Raw genomic sequence first — 16927 nt, forward strand, 5'->3', positions numbered from 1 at the left:
AGGAGTCCCCACTATGGGCGTGTCACCTTCCAACTCCCAGCGCCAGCGGCGCCGGGCCTTCATCGGCGCCACTTCCGGCCACTTGATCGAGTGGTACGACTATGGCGTCTACGGCTTTTTGGCCGTGTACATCGGCAAGGCCTTTTTCGTCTCTGACGATCCCACCAGCAGCCTGCTGGCGAGCTTCGCGGCCTTTGCCCTGAGCTTCTTCATCCGGCCCCTGGGCGGCCTGTTCTTCGGCCCCCTGGCCGACAAGATCGGCCGGCGCAAAACCCTGATCACCGTGCTGGTGATGATGGCCGGCTCCACCTTCCTGCTGGGGCTGCTGCCAACCTACGCCAGCATCGGCATCGCCGCGCCGGTGATCCTGGTGCTGATCCGCTGTGTGCAGGGCTTCTCCGCCGGCGGCGAGATCGGCACCATCACCAGCTTCATTTCTGAATACGCCGGGCCCGGGCGTCGGGGCTTTGCTACCTGTTGGCTGATGGTTACCGCCGTGCTCGGCCTGCTGCTGGGCGGCGCCGTGGCCAACGGCATGACCTGGGCCCTGGGCGCCGAGCTGATGCAGGAGTGGGGTTGGCGCATTCCGTTCCTGATCGCCGGGCCCCTGGGCTTCATCTCGATGTACATCCGCCTGAAGCTTGAAGACAGCCCGGAGTTCCTCGCCCTGGTCGAGGCCGGGCAGACCTCCAAGGCGCCGCTGCGCGAGGTCTGGCAGTGGAAGCGCTCGATCGCCCTGGTGTTCTTCATCATTACCCTGCACAGCTCGATCTTCTACCTGGTGCTGACCTTCGCCTCGACCTACATGTCCAACACCCTCAAGTTCGACAGCGGCACCACCTTGCTCTACGTATTCGTCGCCAGCCTCTCGGCGGCGCTGGTCATGCCCCTGGGCGGCGCCTTCACAGATCGTTACGGGCGCAAGCCGTTCCTGATGGTCATCGGCACCCTGGCGACCCTGGCCATGTACTGGTTCTTCAAGACCGCGCCCGGCGCCACCCCGGCCACCTTGTTCTGGCCGTTGATGGCCGTGGCGATTCTGTTCGGGCTGTACGCATCCTCGACCTACGCGCTGATGAGCGAGCTGCTGCCCACTCGCATCCGCTCCACCGGCATCGCCGTGGCCTACAACATCCCGGTGGCGGTGTTTGGCGGCAGCGCGCCGCTGATCTCCACCTGGCTGATCAAGGTGACCGGGGACATTACTGCGCCCTGGTATTTCTATGTGGCGACCGGGGTTGCGTCGCTGCTGGCGTTGGTGGTGTTGCGCAAGGAGGATTTTGTTGCCTGTGGGCATGAGGTCAGGCGGGAGGAGAGTGCGCCTGGGCTGCGGTTGGTTGATCCGCGGTCTTGAGTCTGCCAGGCGAGGTCGGCCCAGGCCGCCTTGCCCAAGCAAGGCGGCCTTTTCATTGCGTTGTTGGGCTTCAACCAGGAATCTGGATGTAGTTGAGGATCAACGCGATAACCTCGGTCGACGCGTGCAGTAGTACCGGCACGATCAACCCGCCACTGAGTACGCGGCTGATACCAAACACCAGGCTGGCGGTCAGCAGGGTAAACCCCGTCACGTAGTTGTCGTACTGGATATGCGAGGCCGTGAACAGCAGCGTGCTGACCACGATCGCCGCCCATTGCCAGCCTGGCCCGCGGTCGAGTGGGAACAGGCGCATCAGGTAGTGGCGGAACAGCAGTTCTTCGGCAACCGGCGGGAACAGGATCAAGGTGGCGCACAACAGGGCGATCTGGCCGGGGGCGAGGTCGTCGAAGAAGTGCACCAAGAAGCTTTCGCGGGGGACGTTGAGCAGGTACATCCATGCGGCGCAAAGGCCGTAGATGATCACGATGGCGCCAAGGCCATACAGGTACGGGCGCAGGAACTGTTGGCCCATGATCACTTCGCGCAGGCCTTGTTTGCGATGTTGCAGGTACAGTAGGGCGATCAGGCCTATACCGGCCAGGCCCAGGGAGTTGATGTTCTGTTGGTTGGTGGGCATGTTGGGAAAGGACTGGAGCACGATGACCATGATACCCAGGCTGACGATGAGCAGGGCCAGGAGCAGCATGCCGACGCGCTTGAAGATATTGTAGGGCGCAGCGGTGGGCGTGGAGGGTGTTGGGTAGGTGGGCGCGGAGGAATGCACGGGACGGTCCTTGTGTAGGCAATTCGGCGCGCATAATGCTCGGCCTGCAATTGGGTATCAATGGCCTGACCCAGAAATAAAGTATTTGCGCAGCGCGTGGCGACGCCCTTGACCAGCTCCACAACATTCTCCGATCCGTTGATCGCTACAATGTCGCGACAGCCGCACTTCTGCAAGACGCATGGGTGGTAAGGGAATTGAGGACGCTATGACTGACCGCGAACAACTCCATCGAGAGGGCTATGTGCTGCTCCGTCGAGCTATCCCGGCCGAGTGGCTGGGTGACCTTCGTGCCGTGTTCGATGCGGGGGTGAAACCATCGGGCCAATGGCCAGTGCCGCGTGGCATGGGCTGGCGCCATTCGCTGTTGGACTCTGATTCGAGGGTTCAGGCTGTGTGTCGTCTGCCGGAGGTGCTGGCGGCGGTTGGTGAGCTGATCGGAGAACGGTTCTTTCTCTCGCAGGTGGAGGGGCGCGAACCCCTTGCAGGTGGCGGTCATCAGCAGCTGCACCGCGACTTGTCGGCCCAACGGCTGGGCGACATGGTGAGCGCTCTGGCTTATTTCGACGATTATGGTCCCGAGAACGGCGCGACACGTATCGTCCCCGGCAGCCATCGCCCTGAGCAGGGACAGCCGCCATTCGACTTCAGTGACGAGTCCCGGTCTGTGCAGCTTTCGGGCTCCGCTGGCGACATCTTGGTGTTTGATGTCGATTTAGTGCATGCGGGCAGTCTGAACTCAATCGGCGCACGCCGTCGCTCCCTTCTGATTAGCTACTTTTCTGAGTCTCTATACGCGTCACACCTGGAAACAGTGGGCATGCGAAGTGTTCGGATGGACACGACCGATCGGTTCGATCCCTCGGATTTTGCCTTTGGGGCTCTATAACCCGACCTACCTGACGCAAAAGCCGGTTATCCCTGGCAACACAGCCGGCCCGATGCGCTTGGCTATTGCTCCAGCCAACCTGGCGTCGAAGCATCAGGAGCGGCTGAAGTCGACCTCAACCGCTCTAGCGCATCAAAAGCGGGTTCGTCAGCCAAGCACAAGGCCTGCGAGGGACATTCGATTATCAGTGAGCAGTGCCATTTTCCAGGTTGATGTCCAAGGCTCGCACCTGAGTAAGCTCAGACTGGATATTCTGTGAGCGACAAAGCCACAGATACACCAGGGCCGAGACGGCAAGACCTATTGGCATACTGATATCAGCGCCTCCCAACTGCTCTGCGAAATAACCGGTGTACAACCCCGTATTCGAGAATGGCAGCATCACTGCGAAACCAACGATGTACGAGCCAATCCCTCTCCAGTTCCATCGCCCATAAATACCGTTTGGGTTGAATATTTCGCTGATCGAATATTTACCGTGCCGAACAGCGTAGAAATCAACCAGGTTAATCGCCGTCCAGGGCGTGAAGAGATAAAGCAGTACCGCAAGGAAGTCGCCAAACTCCTTAACGAAATTTTCATCGGCCACGTAGGCCAGCAGCATAGCCGAGCTACCGACCACAACCATTGCCAGAATTCTTTTAAGCAGCGTAGAGGTTTGCGTTTTGATCGTATCGATGATGCTTAAAAGCGTGATTGAAGCACCGTAGAAATTCTGAGCCGCACTGGTAATCAAAATGAGCACGGAAATCACCACGAGCGTTTTGCCGAAGCCAGAAAACACCATGTCCCCAACCATGATTAAGCCAGCTGCAAGGTTTTGACCAGGGCTCAGTGCCGCAGCGGCTGCACCAATTAGCATCATCCAAACACCCCCGATCATCGCGCCGAGATACGTCCACCAGAACGAGGCGCGAACACTGACATCCGCTGGTAAATAACGGGAATAATCAGAGACGTAGATTGCCCAGCTCAGTTGATAAGCGGCGGCCACGAAGAATTGGGCAAGGAACGCATTCAAGTTGAAGTCACTTAATGCCAGTTGCCCGCCGGGCACGTCCATAAAAATGACAAGCCCGATCGTCAATGCCAGCATCATCGCGACCATTACGAAAGCTAGCCCGCGCTGAATCTTATGGAAAGAGTTGTAGCCAACGATAGCCATGAAAATTGCCAGCAACGAAAAAGCCATTGCCGAACCTGTTTCAGATACCCCTATTAACTCATGCAGCGTTTGTCCCACCAATAACTGGTTGAATGCGTTATATCCAATGTATGTAACGATCGCGACCAAGTACACTAACAAAGCGCCCAGATAGCCGAACTGGGGGCGGGACTGAATGAGCTGCGGCAATCCCATCTGGGGTCCTTGAGTGGAATGGCCCGCCATGAAGAGCGTACCGAAGGCGCATCCGAGCACGATGGCGATGGCGGACCAGATGAGGTTTGCCCCCATCCCGATACCAATGATCCCGACAGCGAGCGTAGTCAGCTGTGCGCCACCACAAAACCAAATGGGCCACAGATGCCATGCTTTACCGTGTCGCTCCGAGAGTGGAACATGATCGATGGAGCGTACTTCAAAACTGAGTCGTCCAGCTGATGGGGCGTTTTCTTTGGCTAACATGATTACAGTACCTGTTTTTTTTGTGTAGTACAGTTGTTAGGCAGAAAAGTAAATTAGTGGATCTCATCTCAGGCTGCAGGCATTAGCTTCACTGCCATACTGTGAATTCCATTAGTAATATTCTATGCGTTGTGCTGCCAGCGCCCACTAGTTGACTTGTATGCAGAGTTACACACGGATAGAGCGACGACTATCTACCGGCTGAATCTGTGCGGATCACCTTTGGAAAGATCTGATTTATAGCGTTAAAGGTCTCCTATGAAATGGCTTCTCGCAAACCGCACCCTAAAGCGTTGATCCAAAGCTTTTTTCGATTTCGGCCGCAAGCCTCAAGATGGTTTCCTCATCCCCGTACTGGCCAATGATTTGCAACCCGATGGGAATGCCATTGCGCATCACTCCAACCGGAATGCTGATTGCCGGTTGTCCCGTGAGGTTGAAAATCTCGGTGAAGGGCGAAAATGCGTACGCATTGTCGTACCAAACTTGTAATTCCTGCTCTTTTGCCGCAGTGAAACCACCGATAAGAGGGGGCGCTAGAGCAACAGTTGGCGTGATGAGGACATCAATGTCGCGGAACAACCCCGCCATGTTTCGGGACATGCGGTTTTGGACAGCTCTCGCGTTGTGGACATCCAGTGCCGAGCGCGCCTTCGATTGCTCGTACATGGCGTAGGTAACCCATTCAACGTCATTTTTCTCCAAGGGTCGCCCGAGATCCAAAGAGCGCTGGGTCATGAGCGCTTCAATCTCAAGCTGCCAGAACACAGCTGCTGCATCGCCAGCGCCGGTGATATCTGGCCATTTGAAGTCCTGGAGTCGATGACCATCCGCCCCCAGAAAATCGATCACTGCCAAGACAGCACTGTGGATGGAGTCATCAATTTCCGATCCATCAGGTCTTGTGGTAGTGAAGGCGATCTTGAGTGGCGCCGATTTCGCTTGAAGGCTCTCAAGCCAGGAGTTTGGGCCGCAGGGGGCAGCATATGGGGCACCGGCTTCATAGCCCGCCAGCACGTCTAACATGAGCGCAGTGTCACGAACCGTCCGGGTGAGCACATGCTCACAATCCAACCCCCCGACAAATTCTCCGACATGAGGTCCTACTGGGTTGCGGCCACGAGAGGGCTTCAATCCCACCACTCCGCAGACTGAAGCCGGTACTCGGATCGATCCACCACAATCAGTGCCATGTGCAATCGGCACCATCCCGGCGGCAACCGCACAGGCCGACCCGCCACTTGACCCACCTGAAGCGTACTGTGGATTTCGCGGATTTCGGCAGGGGCCGAAATATTCCGGTTCGGTTACGAAATCTCCAGCGAATTCGGGGGTTTTCGTTTTCCCAAGAATGACGGCGCCGGCCTGGCGCAAGCGTCTAACAAATTCGCTATCGATTGTTGCAGGAGGAGCGTCTTTGTACAGACGCGACCCATGCTGGGTGGGAAAACCGCAGACATCGATATTGGTGTCTTTAATCAAGACAGGAAGACCGGCCAACGCACCGACTTTGCGCTGCTGTGCCGATTTGCGAGCGCCCTCGGCATCGACTGAAACCAACGCTCCGAGTTCTGGATCCTGCGATTCAATTTCAGAGATCGCCAAATCCACAAGTTCTGAGGAGGTGACCTGGCCCGAGCCAATTAATTGAACAAGGCTAACCGCATCATTGTTTTTGTATTCATCGCGAGTCATTACTGCACCTTCAGATTGTACCCAAGCAAATTGTTGAGAAACTCGTATGAAAGCTGCCGAGATTCGTTGAGGGTTACCTCGGTTGGATCAACAGCGGCCCGTAGCCAGATGCCATCGATAAAAACCGCGATCATCCTTGCCTTGGATCGAGCCGCAGCAGGGGCCATCGTCTTGGCCAGGGCATGGAACAAAAGCGAGTGGCTTCGCCGAGCCACGATATTTTGAATGCGTTGAAATTGGGCGTGTTGTGGCACCTGAGCCCAGAACGCCAGCCAGGCTGCGACGTTTTCGCGGGTGAGATTCAGCGCACTGACGTTACCGAGTACAAAGGCCTGGACGCGCTCATCGGGCGTGCGAGCTTCGCGTAAGTGATTGAATATCTCGGCGTTAATCCGCTTGTTCAGTTCGCGCAAGGTGGCTTCAAGTAGTGCATTTTTGTCAGAAAAGTAGTGGTGCACTATCCCGTTCGACATCCCGGAGCGGGCACTGACCTGAGCCATACTCGTTCCTGCGAGCCCCTGTTCACCGATCAAGCTCAGCGTTGCTTCAACCAGCTGCTTTTTTCGGATTTCCTGCATTCCTACCTTTGGCATGGCCTGGTCCTTTTTTTTTCATTGGTCGCTCAATGAAAAAAAATTAGCATCACCTTTCCGGGTGGATCAAGAAAAAAAAGGCCCACCAGACCAAACAGCATGGTGATGACGGTTACGCCATTGTGAATGTCGTTTTTACGAATCCGTTGGGGATGGGTGGGAAGATCACCCCATGCAACAGAGAGCAGCAGGCCTTCGCCAGGCCTTGCTTGCGCAGCTTCGGTGATTGATCCAAGTGGTTTACTGTTGAGCTATCGCTGGCTTTCCAGGGAACTCTGCGCAATCCATCGGACAAATGTTGTCAAAGGCTTAATAACGCTCATCGCGTTCAGGAACGCTGGCGCTAGCCGTTAGGTTGCCCGACTCATGTGTCAGAGCTGGTTGCCTTTGTCCGAGCGCCCCAAGCAGCGGAACGCGCAAGAAGGGAGAGCGCTCGAAGGACAGCCTGCGCGACGACGCCTAAAGACTTTCAGGGTCGCCGAAAAACATCTGAATCCGCGACCGCAACCAGCGCTCCCCGGGATCATTATCCTGCGACCCGCGCCAGGCCATGTGCAGCTCGAAGGTCTGCACCTCCAGCGGCGGATCCTCGGCGCGCAGGCCGCCGGCGGCGGTCAGTACTTCGGCGGTGTAGTCGGGCACGGTGGCGATGATGTCGGTGCCGGTCAGCAGGCTGCCCAGGCCGTTGAATTGCGGCACGGCCAGGACCACATGGCGCTTGCGCCCGACCTTTTCCAGGATCTCGTCCATGAACCCGCCCAGGTCGCCGGCAAACGATACCAGCGCGTGGGGGCGGGCGCAGAAGTCGTCCAGGCTCAGGCTCCCCGGCATGCTGTCGGCCCGCAGCACCTTGGGTTTGCTGCGCCGTAGCACCTTGCGCTTGGCGTTGGCCGGCAGGTCGTTGGTCCAGCTCACGCCCACGGAGATTTCCCCCGAGGCCAGCAGCGCCGGCATCAGCAGGTAGTTGACCCGGCGCACCACCAGGACGATGCCCGGGGCTTCGGCGCGCACGCGCTTGAGCAATTGCGGCAGCAGGGCGAATTCGGCGTCGTCCGACAGGCCGATGCGAAACACCGCGGTGCTGGTGGCTGGATCGAAGTCGGCAGCGCGGCTGACCGCGGTGGAGATCGAATCCAGCGCTGGCGAGAGCAGGGCGAAGATCTCCACCGCCCGCGCCGACGGTTCCATGCTGCGCCCGGTACGCACGAACAACGGGTCGTCGAACAGGTTGCGCAGGCGCGACAGGGCGGCGCTGATGGCCGGCTGGCCAAGAAACAGTTTCTCCGCCGCACGGGTCACGCTACGCTCGTGCATCAGGGTCTCGAAGACGATCAGCAGGTTCAGGTCGACGCGACGCAAGTCGTTACGGTTCATCGGCTCGGCTTCACAAGGCGGTTGGGGCAGGGGTGAATCTTACGGGTAAAGGCTGGTACCCTGCACCGCATAAATTGATGGAGGCTTCATTACCATCAATCAATGACAGGCATGTTGACTATTAATGGCCACTGATGGTCTAACCATCAAAGCCCGGATAGAGTTCAGGGCATTAGAGGTTCAATTGGCGAGGTTTGCGATGTCCCGCATGATCCGTTTCCACAAGTTCGGCCCGGCCGAGGTGCTCAAGATCGAAGAGCAGGCCCAGGCGCAACCGGCGGCTGGCGAGGTGCAGATTCGCGTTGAAGCGATCGGCATCAGCTGGTACGACGTGCTCTGGCGGCAGAACCTGGCACCGTCACAGGCACGCCTGCCTGCCGGTATCGGACACGAGATGGCGGGCGTGGTCACGGCCGTGGGCGAGGGTGTCGACGATCTTGCAGTCGGTGACAAGGTCGCCAGCTTCCCGGCCAGCAGTGCCAATGAGCACCCGGTCTACGGTGAAGTCATCGTCATGCCGCGCAACGCCCTGACCCGTTACCCGGAGATTCTTTCGCCGGTCGAGGCCAGTGTGCACTACACGCCGCTGCTGATCGCCTATTTCGCCTTCGTCGACCTGGCGCGGGCCAAGGCCGGGCAAACGGCGCTGATCACCGATGCCAGCCATTGCGCCGGCCCCGCCTTCGTGCAATTGGGTAAAGCCCTGGGTCTGAAGGTCATTGCCGCGACCAAAGAGGCCGATCAGCGCGACTACCTGATCAAGCTCGGCGCCGACCGGGTGATCGTCACCGAAGAGCAGGACCTGCTCATGCAGATCAACAAGTACACCGACAACCGTGGTGTCGACATGGTCCTCGACGGCCTCGGCGGCCCGCAAATGGCCCTGCTCGGTGATGCCCTGGCGCCGCGTGGCAGCCTGGTGCTGTATGGCCTGCAAGGCGGCAACCAAACGCCGTTCCCGGCCTGCGCGGCGTTCCAGAAGAACATCCAGTTCTTCGTCCATTGCATCGGCAACTTCACCGGCAAGCCGGAGCTGGGTATCAGCCAGGACCAGGTGGCGCTGCAGCGTGCCTTGCGTGATATCAACCAGTTCACCGCCGACAAGCTGCTGACCCCGCTGATCATCAAGACCTATCCGTTCGAGAAGGTGGTCGAGGCGCACCGCTACATGGACGAATGCCCTTGCGGCGGCAGGCTGGTACTGGACCTGTCGCTGCCGGCGTAACGCCCGGTCAAATAAGCCACAGCCGCCAAGCCCGAGCATTGACTCGGGCTTTTTTGTGGGTATTTCCCAGGCCTGTTTAGGATGTTTCCGGGGTAACTTTTCCCGATGCGTCCGGCATGCTTGCGCTATGTTTGTGCAATAGGAAAAACAAGAACTGCCTGTCTGATTGGCGACTTTATGTTGGTCGAACCTGAATGGTTTTTTTACCCTGATCTGTATCTTTTATTCGCTGGGCAACGCCCGATAATAGTTCGTCAACTGTCGTCTCACGGAGCGAGGCAAGATGGGTCGTAAGCCAGGGGTTAAAGGTGTCGTGCTGCCAGGCTGGAGGAGGGAAGGACGATGATCAGCAAAAGCTTCTGAAGTGGTTTTTCGTAGGAAGTTGTAGGAAGTTTCTTAGGATTAACTCTGTTTGTCCTTACTTTGCTGATTGAAAGTTCTTCAAAGGAATATTTTTCTTTCAGGTGGCCGTTTCTGAATATCGGGTACGCGTTATGAGCAGCATTCACGACCAAGCCATGCAATACATTTATCAGCAAGTCCTGCAACGCTTGCTGGATCACTTGTCACAAGCCCAAAAGGCGTCCTTGCAGTTGCTGATACAGCGCTTGATAGTCGCCGCCGGCGGTATCGAACGCATCAACGGTTTCAAGTTGATGTTCGCCCATGATGGTAGCCAGAACGCCAGCCATGCACTGGCTTGCTTGCGGGCGGCACAACTGAGCATCGCCGCCCGTACGCCGGGCACTTTTCAGCTGCGTGTCGCGGTGGTGCGCCAGCCCGGCATGAGCACCACGGCGCTGAGCAACCTCGAATACGGGTTTTCCGCATTGTTCCTGCATGATGATCCGCGGGTTGAACTGCTGATGCTCGATGACCAGCAGTTGCTGCCCTTCGACAGCCGTCACAGCCCTTCGCCGAACCAGCAACAAGCCGAGCGTCACGAGCTGCTGTTGTTCGGTCACTTGCTGGCCGGATTGCCGCGCGCCGGCTTTGGCAGCCATGGCTACCTGCGCCTGGCCGATCTGTGCCGCCAAGCGCTGGGCTGGCGCGGCGGCGTCGATGCGATCATCAGTGCCCAGCCGCTGCCTGAGCGCAGGCGTTACCTGGCCTGGAGCCGCAGGGCCCTGCGTGAGGAGGACCTGTTCAGCATCCGGCCAATTCACAGCTGCGCCGCCTCGCTGTGCGAAGGGCTGAGCGAACTGCGCCGGCGCTACCTTGAGCAGTTGTACGGGCAGGTGCAAGGCGTCAGCTCAACGCCGATCGGCGATTACTGCGCGCCGGCGATGCGTTTCATCACCATCGATGACCTGGTACACGACCCCGAGGTCCCCCATGACGAGCGCCTGAACCGCTTTCTGGGTTGTCGCTTTGACGAGCAGTACTTCGCCTGCGACCGCTCGGGCACGGCAAACCCGCTGTTGCTGGCACATTTGCGCGGGCTGCACGCGCAGTTCATCGAAAACAGTGACTACCGTGAGGGCGTTGATGCCCACCTGCGTCAGGCGCGCCAGCAGATGCAGCGCAAGGGGCTGCCACGGGCCCTGCAAAATCGCGTGCTGGGGCGCTGGCAGAATGCCGAGCAGTTGCAGCAGCGGCGCACCCAGGCGGATGAATTTGCCTTGCAGGCCTATGGCCTGAGCGAAGCGCAGCTGGTGTGCCAGCTGTTTGCGCCGTTCGTCTCCCGCGGCATGCGCCTGGAAATCTTTCTGCGCCGCTGTCATCCGGGCATGCTGGTGGCCTTGCCCTATCTGCACAAGGCATTGCAGCAATTACCGGCCCCCGAGCCTGTGGTGCAGTGGATGGTCGATATCAGCGGCCTGAGCCTGCCGCTGCTGCAGATGCTGTACCAGCGAGAGCCGCAAATCTGTGCCCGGCCACGCTCGTTGCTGGCGCGAATCCAGGGCCGCGGGGCGGATCTGCGACACCTGCGCCTGCCGCCCACGGCGTGGTCGTGGCTCATGGCCGAGCAGCCTGGCTGGCGCTGATGAAAACCTCGGACAATGGCGAGTTCGCCTATCGGGCGGTGTATCGCTACCTGGTCGAATTGATTGAGCAGATGGCACCGGGTAGCTACAGCAGATTGCCGTCGTTGCGCGACCTGGCCCAGCGCCTGGATGTGTCGATTTCCACGGTGCAGTACGCCTATTCGTTGCTTGAGCACGAAGGACGGGTGCAGCCGGTGCCCAAGTCGGGCTATTTCGCCAAAGTGCCCAATTCGGACATTCAGCCACGCAGTGGCGGTGATTTGCTTCAGGACCTGCAGCAGCATGGCAACTCACCGCGGATGCTGGTGCTCAGTGGCAGCCAGGCGCAAGCCTTGCAGTCGCTTGAATCCGCTCTGTTGGGCATCGAGCGTCAATTGCTGCGTCAATATCCGCGCCTGGCCGGTGCGCCGCAGCCCTGTGGCGAGCTGGAGCTGCGCACCGCGCTGGCAGCACGTTACACCCGTTCGGCGCAGTTGTACTGGAGTGCCGAGGACGTCTACCTGGCGCTGGATGTGCGCTCGCTGCTGGAAACCACCCTGGCGGCCCTGGAGCTGCACAACAGCGCGGTACTGGTGACCACGCCCTGTTCCTGGCGGTTGTTGCGAGTGTTCCAGGCCGCGCGCATACGGGTCATCGAGCTGCCCCTGGGGCCTGAGGGCGGGCTGGACCTGGAGCGTTTCGCCCGGCTGTTGCGCGACGAGCCGGTGCGTCTGGCCATGCTGGCTTCACGCTTGAGCGTGCCGCACGGCAGCCTGATGCCCGAAGCCGATCGGCAGGCCGTGGCACGGCTGCTTGATCAGCATGGGGTGTGGCTGCTGGAGAACGACCTGGATGCCGAGCTGTGCTATCGGCCAGCCGCTGCAGGCTACCTGCGCGAGCTGGTCGACCCGCAGCGGTTGCTGGTGTTTTCATCGCTGGAGCGCAGTGTCGGTGCCGAGGCGCCGTATGCCTATCTGCTGTCCCGGCAATGGCAGGGCTCCCTGCACCGGCACTTCCTGCTGCGCGGTTTTCGCCTGCCGCCATTGCGCCAGCAAGCGGTGGCACGTTTGTTCAACAAGGGGCGCATCGACCTGCACCTGGAGCAACTGCGCCAGCGTCTGCACGAGCGTTTGAGCCACCTGTACCGGCAAATGCAGCTGCACCTGGGCAGCCAGCTCGATTTCCGGATGCCGGCCGGGGGCGCCTGTATCTGGGCACGGGTGCGGGCACCGGTGGATACCCGGCCATTGTTCCACCGCTTGTTGCAACAAGGCCTGGTGATCGCTCCGGGGGAACTGTTCAGTTTGTCTGGCGACTTCCGCCAGCACCTGCGCCTGGGCTGTCCGGCAGGGCCCCAGGGTGACCTGCAATATGGCCTGAGTGTGCTCAGCGACGAACTGCAGCGCATGCAGAGCGCCTCCTAAACGATCAGCGGTCGCGAGCAGGCTTGCCAAGTAAAGCGATCTGTATGTATAACCAGTGTTTCAGCCCTCTGCCCGTAGCCTGCTGTGATCGCCCATTCCGTCGACGACCCGTTCTATTACCTGCACAACTTCCAGCAAGTGCTCGACTGGATCGAGCTGCGCTATGCCGACCTGCTCGACGATCAGGAGCAGACCTTCATCAGCCGGTTCCGTCAGCAGCCGCAGGCCGCCCGGGCCTTGCTGGTGCGCATGGTGATGCGCAAGGGCCTGCTGTTTCGCCCAAGCAAGCTCGACTACGCCGAAATCGGCTCGACGCCGGCAGCGCTGGCGCCATTGCTGACCGAGGGCTGGGTGGTCGATGACAGCCCGCTGAGCCTTGAGCAGCTGTTCCAGCTGTTGCGCAAGGACGAGCTGGCCAGCGGCTTTGCCGACCAGCTCGAGCGGCCACGGGCGGCCAAGGGTGAACTGCTGGCCCAGTTGCAGTCGCTTGAGCTGCAACCGCGGCCGTTGCAGGAATGGCTGCCGGGCTTCGCCGAACCGATCATCGAACTGCGCCTGCAGGCCTTGTGCGACCGCCTGCGCCTGCTGTTTTTCGGCAACCTGTACCAGGACTGGTCGGAGTTCGTGCTGGCCGACCTTGGCTTGCTGCGCTACGAACAAGTGGCCTTCAGCGACGACTCGCGGGCCTTGCGCAAGCGCAGCGATATCGATGTGGCGCTGGCCTTGCACCAGTGCGCCGAGTTGCTGGAGCAGGGCGTGGCCCTTGAGCAGGTGGTCGAGCACATCGAGTGCCTGGACAGCGACAACCCCTGGTTGCTGCGCCGGCGCTCACGGCTGCTGTATCAGCTCGGCCAGCACAGCGAGCGCCTGGCCGACTGGCAACTGGCCTTGCGCATCTACCCGCGTAGCCAGCATCCGCAGGCGCGCATCCGTCATGTGCGGGTGCTGGAGCGTAGCGAGCAGTGGTCGGCGGCGTTCGAGCTGGCCTCACAGATTGCCCGGCAACCGGCCAATGGCCTTGAGGTCCAGGCCCTGGCGCGGATGTTGCCGCGTTTGCAGCGCAAGCTGGGCGGACCGCCGCAGCCACGGCGAGCCAAGCCGCAGGTCTGCCTGGTCGAGCTGCAGTTGCCGGCCGAACTGGCCGCCCTGGGTGTCGAGCAGGCCGTGCAGTTGCACCTGGGGCAGGGCGGCGGGCAGGTGCATTATGTCGAGAACAGCCTGTTCAACAGCCTGTTCGGCCTGTTGTGCTGGGAGGCGATATTCGCGCCGTTGCCCGGCGCGTTTTTCCACCCGTTCCAGAGCGCGCCGCAGGATCTGCATGACGCCGAGTTTCATGGCCGGCGCAGCGCACTGTTCGCCCGGTGCCTGGGGCAACTGGACGACGGCAGCTACCGGCAGACCATCCGCCGCCATTTCATCAGCAAGCAGGGGCTGCAGTCGCCTTTCGTTTATTGGCAGGTGCTCAGCGAAGAGCTGCTTGAACAAGCCCTGGCCTGCCTGCCAGCAGCGCACCTGAAAAGCTGCTTCGAGCGCCTGCTCGAAGACATCCAGGCCAACCGTTCGGGCATGCCCGACCTGATCCAGTTCTGGCCCGAGCAGCAGCGCTACCGCATGATCGAGGTCAAGGGCCCGGGCGACCGCCTGCAGGACAGCCAGCTGCGCTGGATCGAGTTCTGCGCCGGGCACGGCCTGCCGGTGGAAGTCTGTCACGTGCAATGGGCGCCATGAGCTACAGTGTGGCGGTGCGGGCGCTGTGCGAATTCAGCGCCAAGGTCGGCGATCTCGACCTGCGTTTCACCCCGTCGCCCACGGCCCAGGAGGGCATCAGCGGGCACCGTCGGGTGGTGGCTGGGCGCGCTCAGGGCTATGAGGCCGAAGTCAGTCTCGAAGGCCAGTATGCGGCATTGCAGGTGCGCGGCCGCGCCGACGGTTACGACCCGCGGCTCAACCGTCTCGAAGAAATCAAGACCTACCGTGGCGACCTGGCGCGCCAGCCCGACAACCACCGCCAGCTGCACTGGGCCCAGGCCCGGGTTTACGGCTGGTTGCTGTGCCAGCAGCGCCAGTTGCCGGCGCTGCGCCTGGCGCTGGTCTACCTGAATGTCGACAGCGATGAACAGACCCTGGTCGAGGAGCAGCGCAGCGCCCAGGAGCTCGAGCAGTTTTTCAATGCCCAATGCGCGATCTTCCTGCACTGGGCCGAGCAGCAGTTGCAGCGCCAGGCCTTGCGCAATGAGGGCTTGCAGGCCCTGGCATTCCCCCACGGGCAGTTTCGCCACGGACAGCGCGAACTGGCCGAAACCGTGTACAAGGCGGTCAGCACCGGCCGTTGCCTGATGGCCCAGGCCACCACCGGCATCGGCAAGACCCTCGGCACCTTGTTCCCGCTGCTCAAGGCCATGGTCCCGCAGCAACTGGACAAGATTCTCTTCCTCACCGCCAAGACCCCCGGCCGCGCCCTGGCACTGGAGGCGCTGCAGCAGGTGATGGCCAGCGGCACCCAGCCCGCGCTGCGCAGCCTGGAACTGGTGGCGCGCGACAAAGCCTGTGAATACCCCGGTACCGCCTGTCATGGCGATGCCTGTCCGCTGGCCAAGGGCTTTTACGACCGCCTGCCAGCGGCGCGCCAGGCGGCGCACGCCGTGGCGGTGCTGGACAAAGCGGCCCTGCGCGAGGTGGCCCTGGCCCATCAGGTCTGCCCGTATTACCTGGGCCAGGAGATGGCTCGTTGGGTCGACGTGCTGGTGGCCGACTACAACTACTACTTCGACCAGAGCGCCTTGCTGTTCGGCCTGGCGCAGGTCAACCAGTGGCGCCTGGCGCTGTTGGTGGACGAGGCGCACAACCTGGTCGAGCGGGCCCGACAGATGTACAGCGCCAGCCTCGACCAAGGCCAGTTGCTGGCCCTGCGCAAACTGAAACCCGCGGGGCTGAGCAACGCCCTGGACCGCCTCAACCGTCAATGGAATGCCCTGCACAAGGAACAGCTGGCGCCTTACCGAGTGGTCGACGGCCTGCCTGAAGCCTTGCTCAAAGCCTTGCAGCAGTGCGTCGGGGTGATCCAGGAGCAACTCAACCAGATGCCGAGCGGTATTGATCCGGCGGTGTTGCAGTTCTTCTTTCAGGCGCTGCAGTTCACCCGCGTCAGCGAGTTGTTCGACACACACTTTCTGTTCGATATCAGCAAGCGCCCGGGCCCGGGCAAACGCGCCTTGTCGACCCTGTGCCTGCGCAATGTGGTGCCCGCAGCGCTGATCGGCCCGCGACTGGCGGCGGCGCGCAGTGCCACGCTGTTTTCCGCCACCCTCAGTCCGCGCCACTACTACGCCGACCTCCTCGGCATGCCGCCCGACTGCGCCTGGCTCGAGGTCGCCTCACCCTTTGCCGCCGAGCAATTGCAGGTGCAGGTGATTAGCAGCGTCTCGACCCGTTACCGGCACCGGGAAGCGTCGCTGGCGCCGATCGTCGAGCTGATTGCCGGGCAGTATGGCCGCGCACCGGGCAATTACCTGGCGTTTTTCAGCAGTTTTGAATACCTGCAGCAGGTCTCGACCCTGTTGGCCGCGCGTTATCCGGCCATCCGCCAATGGAGCCAGGCACCAGGCATGGATGAGTTGCAGCGCCAGGGCTTTCTCGAACGTTTTGCTCCCGAGGGCCAGGGCGTCGGTTTCGCCGTGCTGGGCGGCGCCTTTGCCGAAGGCGTCGACTTGCCGGGTACGCGCCTGATCGGCGCCTTTGTCGCCACCCTCGGGCTGCCCCAGGTCAACCCGGTCAATGAACAGATCAAGCAGCGCATGGCCCGGCTGTTCAGCGCCGGGTTCGACTACACCTACCTGTATCCCGGGGTGCAGAAGGTCATCCAGGCGGCGGGCCGGGTGATCCGTGGCACCGAAGACCGCGGCACAGTGCTGCTGATCGATGACCGCTTCGCCGAAGCCCGGGTACAGCGCATGTTTCCGGCCTGGTGGGCGCCGCAGCAGAAATAATCGCGG

12 protein-coding genes are annotated in these 16927 nt (G+C 60.8%); 7 read left to right on the forward strand and 5 right to left on the reverse strand.

The window, feature by feature from the left end; all coding sequences use genetic code 11:
* Positions 1 to 13 precede the first annotated feature (13 nt).
* Positions 14 to 1354 carry an MFS transporter gene (locus tag LOY45_RS12225; protein ID WP_134062464.1) on the forward strand — a complete coding sequence of 447 codons (1341 nt, stop codon included), beginning with the start codon at positions 14 to 16 and terminating at the stop codon, positions 1352 to 1354.
* 70 nt (positions 1355 to 1424) lie between these two features.
* On the opposite strand, the gene LOY45_RS12230 is transcribed toward LOY45_RS12225, so the two are convergent.
* A complete protein-coding gene (locus LOY45_RS12230) occupies positions 1425 to 2141 on the reverse strand; it encodes a CPBP family intramembrane glutamic endopeptidase (RefSeq protein WP_134062466.1) in 717 nt (238 codons plus the stop codon).
* Between the two features lie 208 nt (positions 2142 to 2349).
* On the opposite strand from LOY45_RS12230, the gene LOY45_RS12235 reads away from it, so the two are divergent.
* Positions 2350 to 3030 carry a phytanoyl-CoA dioxygenase family protein gene (locus LOY45_RS12235; RefSeq protein ID WP_258579205.1) on the forward strand — a complete coding sequence of 227 codons (681 nt, stop codon included), beginning with the start codon at positions 2350 to 2352 and terminating at the stop codon, positions 3028 to 3030.
* A gap of 184 nt (positions 3031 to 3214) precedes the next feature.
* On the opposite strand, the gene LOY45_RS12240 is transcribed toward LOY45_RS12235, so the two are convergent.
* The 4 genes from LOY45_RS12240 to LOY45_RS12255 all read right to left on the reverse strand — a co-directional run bounded on the left by LOY45_RS12240 (position 3215) and on the right by LOY45_RS12255 (position 8319).
* Positions 3215 to 4657 carry a purine-cytosine permease family protein gene (locus LOY45_RS12240; RefSeq protein WP_233673459.1) on the reverse strand — a complete coding sequence of 481 codons (1443 nt, stop codon included), beginning with the start codon at positions 4655 to 4657 and terminating at the stop codon, positions 3215 to 3217.
* A 285-nt stretch (positions 4658 to 4942) separates the two neighbouring features.
* Positions 4943 to 6352 carry an amidase gene (locus LOY45_RS12245; RefSeq protein ID WP_134062472.1) on the reverse strand — a complete coding sequence of 470 codons (1410 nt, stop codon included), beginning with the start codon at positions 6350 to 6352 and terminating at the stop codon, positions 4943 to 4945.
* The gene (gene betI / locus LOY45_RS12250) at positions 6352 to 6945 is read right to left on the reverse strand and encodes a transcriptional regulator BetI (protein WP_134062514.1); all 594 of its coding nucleotides are present in this window, start codon (positions 6943 to 6945) and stop codon (positions 6352 to 6354) included. Before betI ends, LOY45_RS12245 begins: the two co-directional genes overlap by 1 nt.
* Before the next feature lie 459 nt (positions 6946 to 7404).
* Positions 7405 to 8319, reverse strand: a complete 915-nt coding sequence (locus LOY45_RS12255; protein ID WP_115086461.1) for a LysR family transcriptional regulator — start codon at positions 8317 to 8319, stop codon at positions 7405 to 7407.
* Between the two features lie 199 nt (positions 8320 to 8518).
* Between LOY45_RS12255 and LOY45_RS12260 the strand changes: the two genes are divergently transcribed.
* The 5 genes from LOY45_RS12260 (at position 8519) to LOY45_RS12280 (ending at position 16921) form a co-directional block, all read left to right on the forward strand.
* Positions 8519 to 9544: a zinc-dependent alcohol dehydrogenase family protein gene (locus LOY45_RS12260; RefSeq protein WP_115086462.1), complete on the forward strand. Its 1026-nt coding sequence runs from the start codon at positions 8519 to 8521 to the stop codon at positions 9542 to 9544.
* A gap of 518 nt (positions 9545 to 10062) precedes the next feature.
* Entirely contained in the window at positions 10063 to 11532 is a 1470-nt protein-coding gene (locus LOY45_RS12265; RefSeq protein ID WP_233673452.1) for a hypothetical protein, read from the forward strand.
* The gene (locus LOY45_RS12270; RefSeq protein ID WP_115086465.1) at positions 11532 to 12935 is read left to right on the forward strand and encodes an aminotransferase-like domain-containing protein; all 1404 of its coding nucleotides are present in this window, start codon (positions 11532 to 11534) and stop codon (positions 12933 to 12935) included. Before LOY45_RS12265 ends, LOY45_RS12270 begins: the two co-directional genes overlap by 1 nt.
* An 84-nt stretch (positions 12936 to 13019) precedes the next feature.
* Positions 13020 to 14663 carry a VRR-NUC domain-containing protein gene (locus LOY45_RS12275; protein ID WP_276543182.1) on the forward strand — a complete coding sequence of 548 codons (1644 nt, stop codon included), beginning with the start codon at positions 13020 to 13022 and terminating at the stop codon, positions 14661 to 14663.
* Positions 14660 to 16921, forward strand: coding sequence for an ATP-dependent DNA helicase (locus tag LOY45_RS12280; protein WP_258579206.1), 2262 nt, complete (start codon positions 14660 to 14662; stop codon positions 16919 to 16921). The genes LOY45_RS12275 and LOY45_RS12280 overlap by 4 nt, the downstream gene beginning before the upstream one ends.
* Positions 16922 to 16927: the final 6 nt, after the last annotated feature.

The sequence above is a fragment of the Pseudomonas wadenswilerensis genome (assembly GCF_024749185.1).
GTDB lineage: Bacteria > Pseudomonadota > Gammaproteobacteria > Pseudomonadales > Pseudomonadaceae > Aquipseudomonas > Aquipseudomonas wadenswilerensis.

Excerpts from the sequence above, each read along its gene's own strand:
- LOY45_RS12245 (WP_134062472.1), bottom strand. The coding sequence starts at position 6,352 with ATGACTCGCGATGAATACAAAAACAATGATGCGGTTAGCCTTGTTCAA.
- LOY45_RS12280 (WP_258579206.1), top strand. The coding sequence starts at position 14,660 with ATGAGCTACAGTGTGGCGGTGCGGGCGCTGTGCGAATTCAGCGCCAAG.
- LOY45_RS12270 (WP_115086465.1), top strand. The coding sequence starts at position 11,532 with ATGAAAACCTCGGACAATGGCGAGTTCGCCTATCGGGCGGTGTATCGC.
- LOY45_RS12235 (WP_258579205.1), top strand. The coding sequence starts at position 2,350 with ATGACTGACCGCGAACAACTCCATCGAGAGGGCTATGTGCTGCTCCGT.
- LOY45_RS12255 (WP_115086461.1), bottom strand. The coding sequence starts at position 8,319 with ATGAACCGTAACGACTTGCGTCGCGTCGACCTGAACCTGCTGATCGTC.
- LOY45_RS12265 (WP_233673452.1), top strand. The coding sequence starts at position 10,063 with ATGCAATACATTTATCAGCAAGTCCTGCAACGCTTGCTGGATCACTTG.
- LOY45_RS12225 (WP_134062464.1), top strand. The coding sequence starts at position 14 with ATGGGCGTGTCACCTTCCAACTCCCAGCGCCAGCGGCGCCGGGCCTTC.
- betI (WP_134062514.1), bottom strand. The coding sequence starts at position 6,945 with ATGCCAAAGGTAGGAATGCAGGAAATCCGAAAAAAGCAGCTGGTTGAA.
- LOY45_RS12240 (WP_233673459.1), bottom strand. The coding sequence starts at position 4,657 with ATGTTAGCCAAAGAAAACGCCCCATCAGCTGGACGACTCAGTTTTGAA.
- LOY45_RS12260 (WP_115086462.1), top strand. The coding sequence starts at position 8,519 with ATGTCCCGCATGATCCGTTTCCACAAGTTCGGCCCGGCCGAGGTGCTC.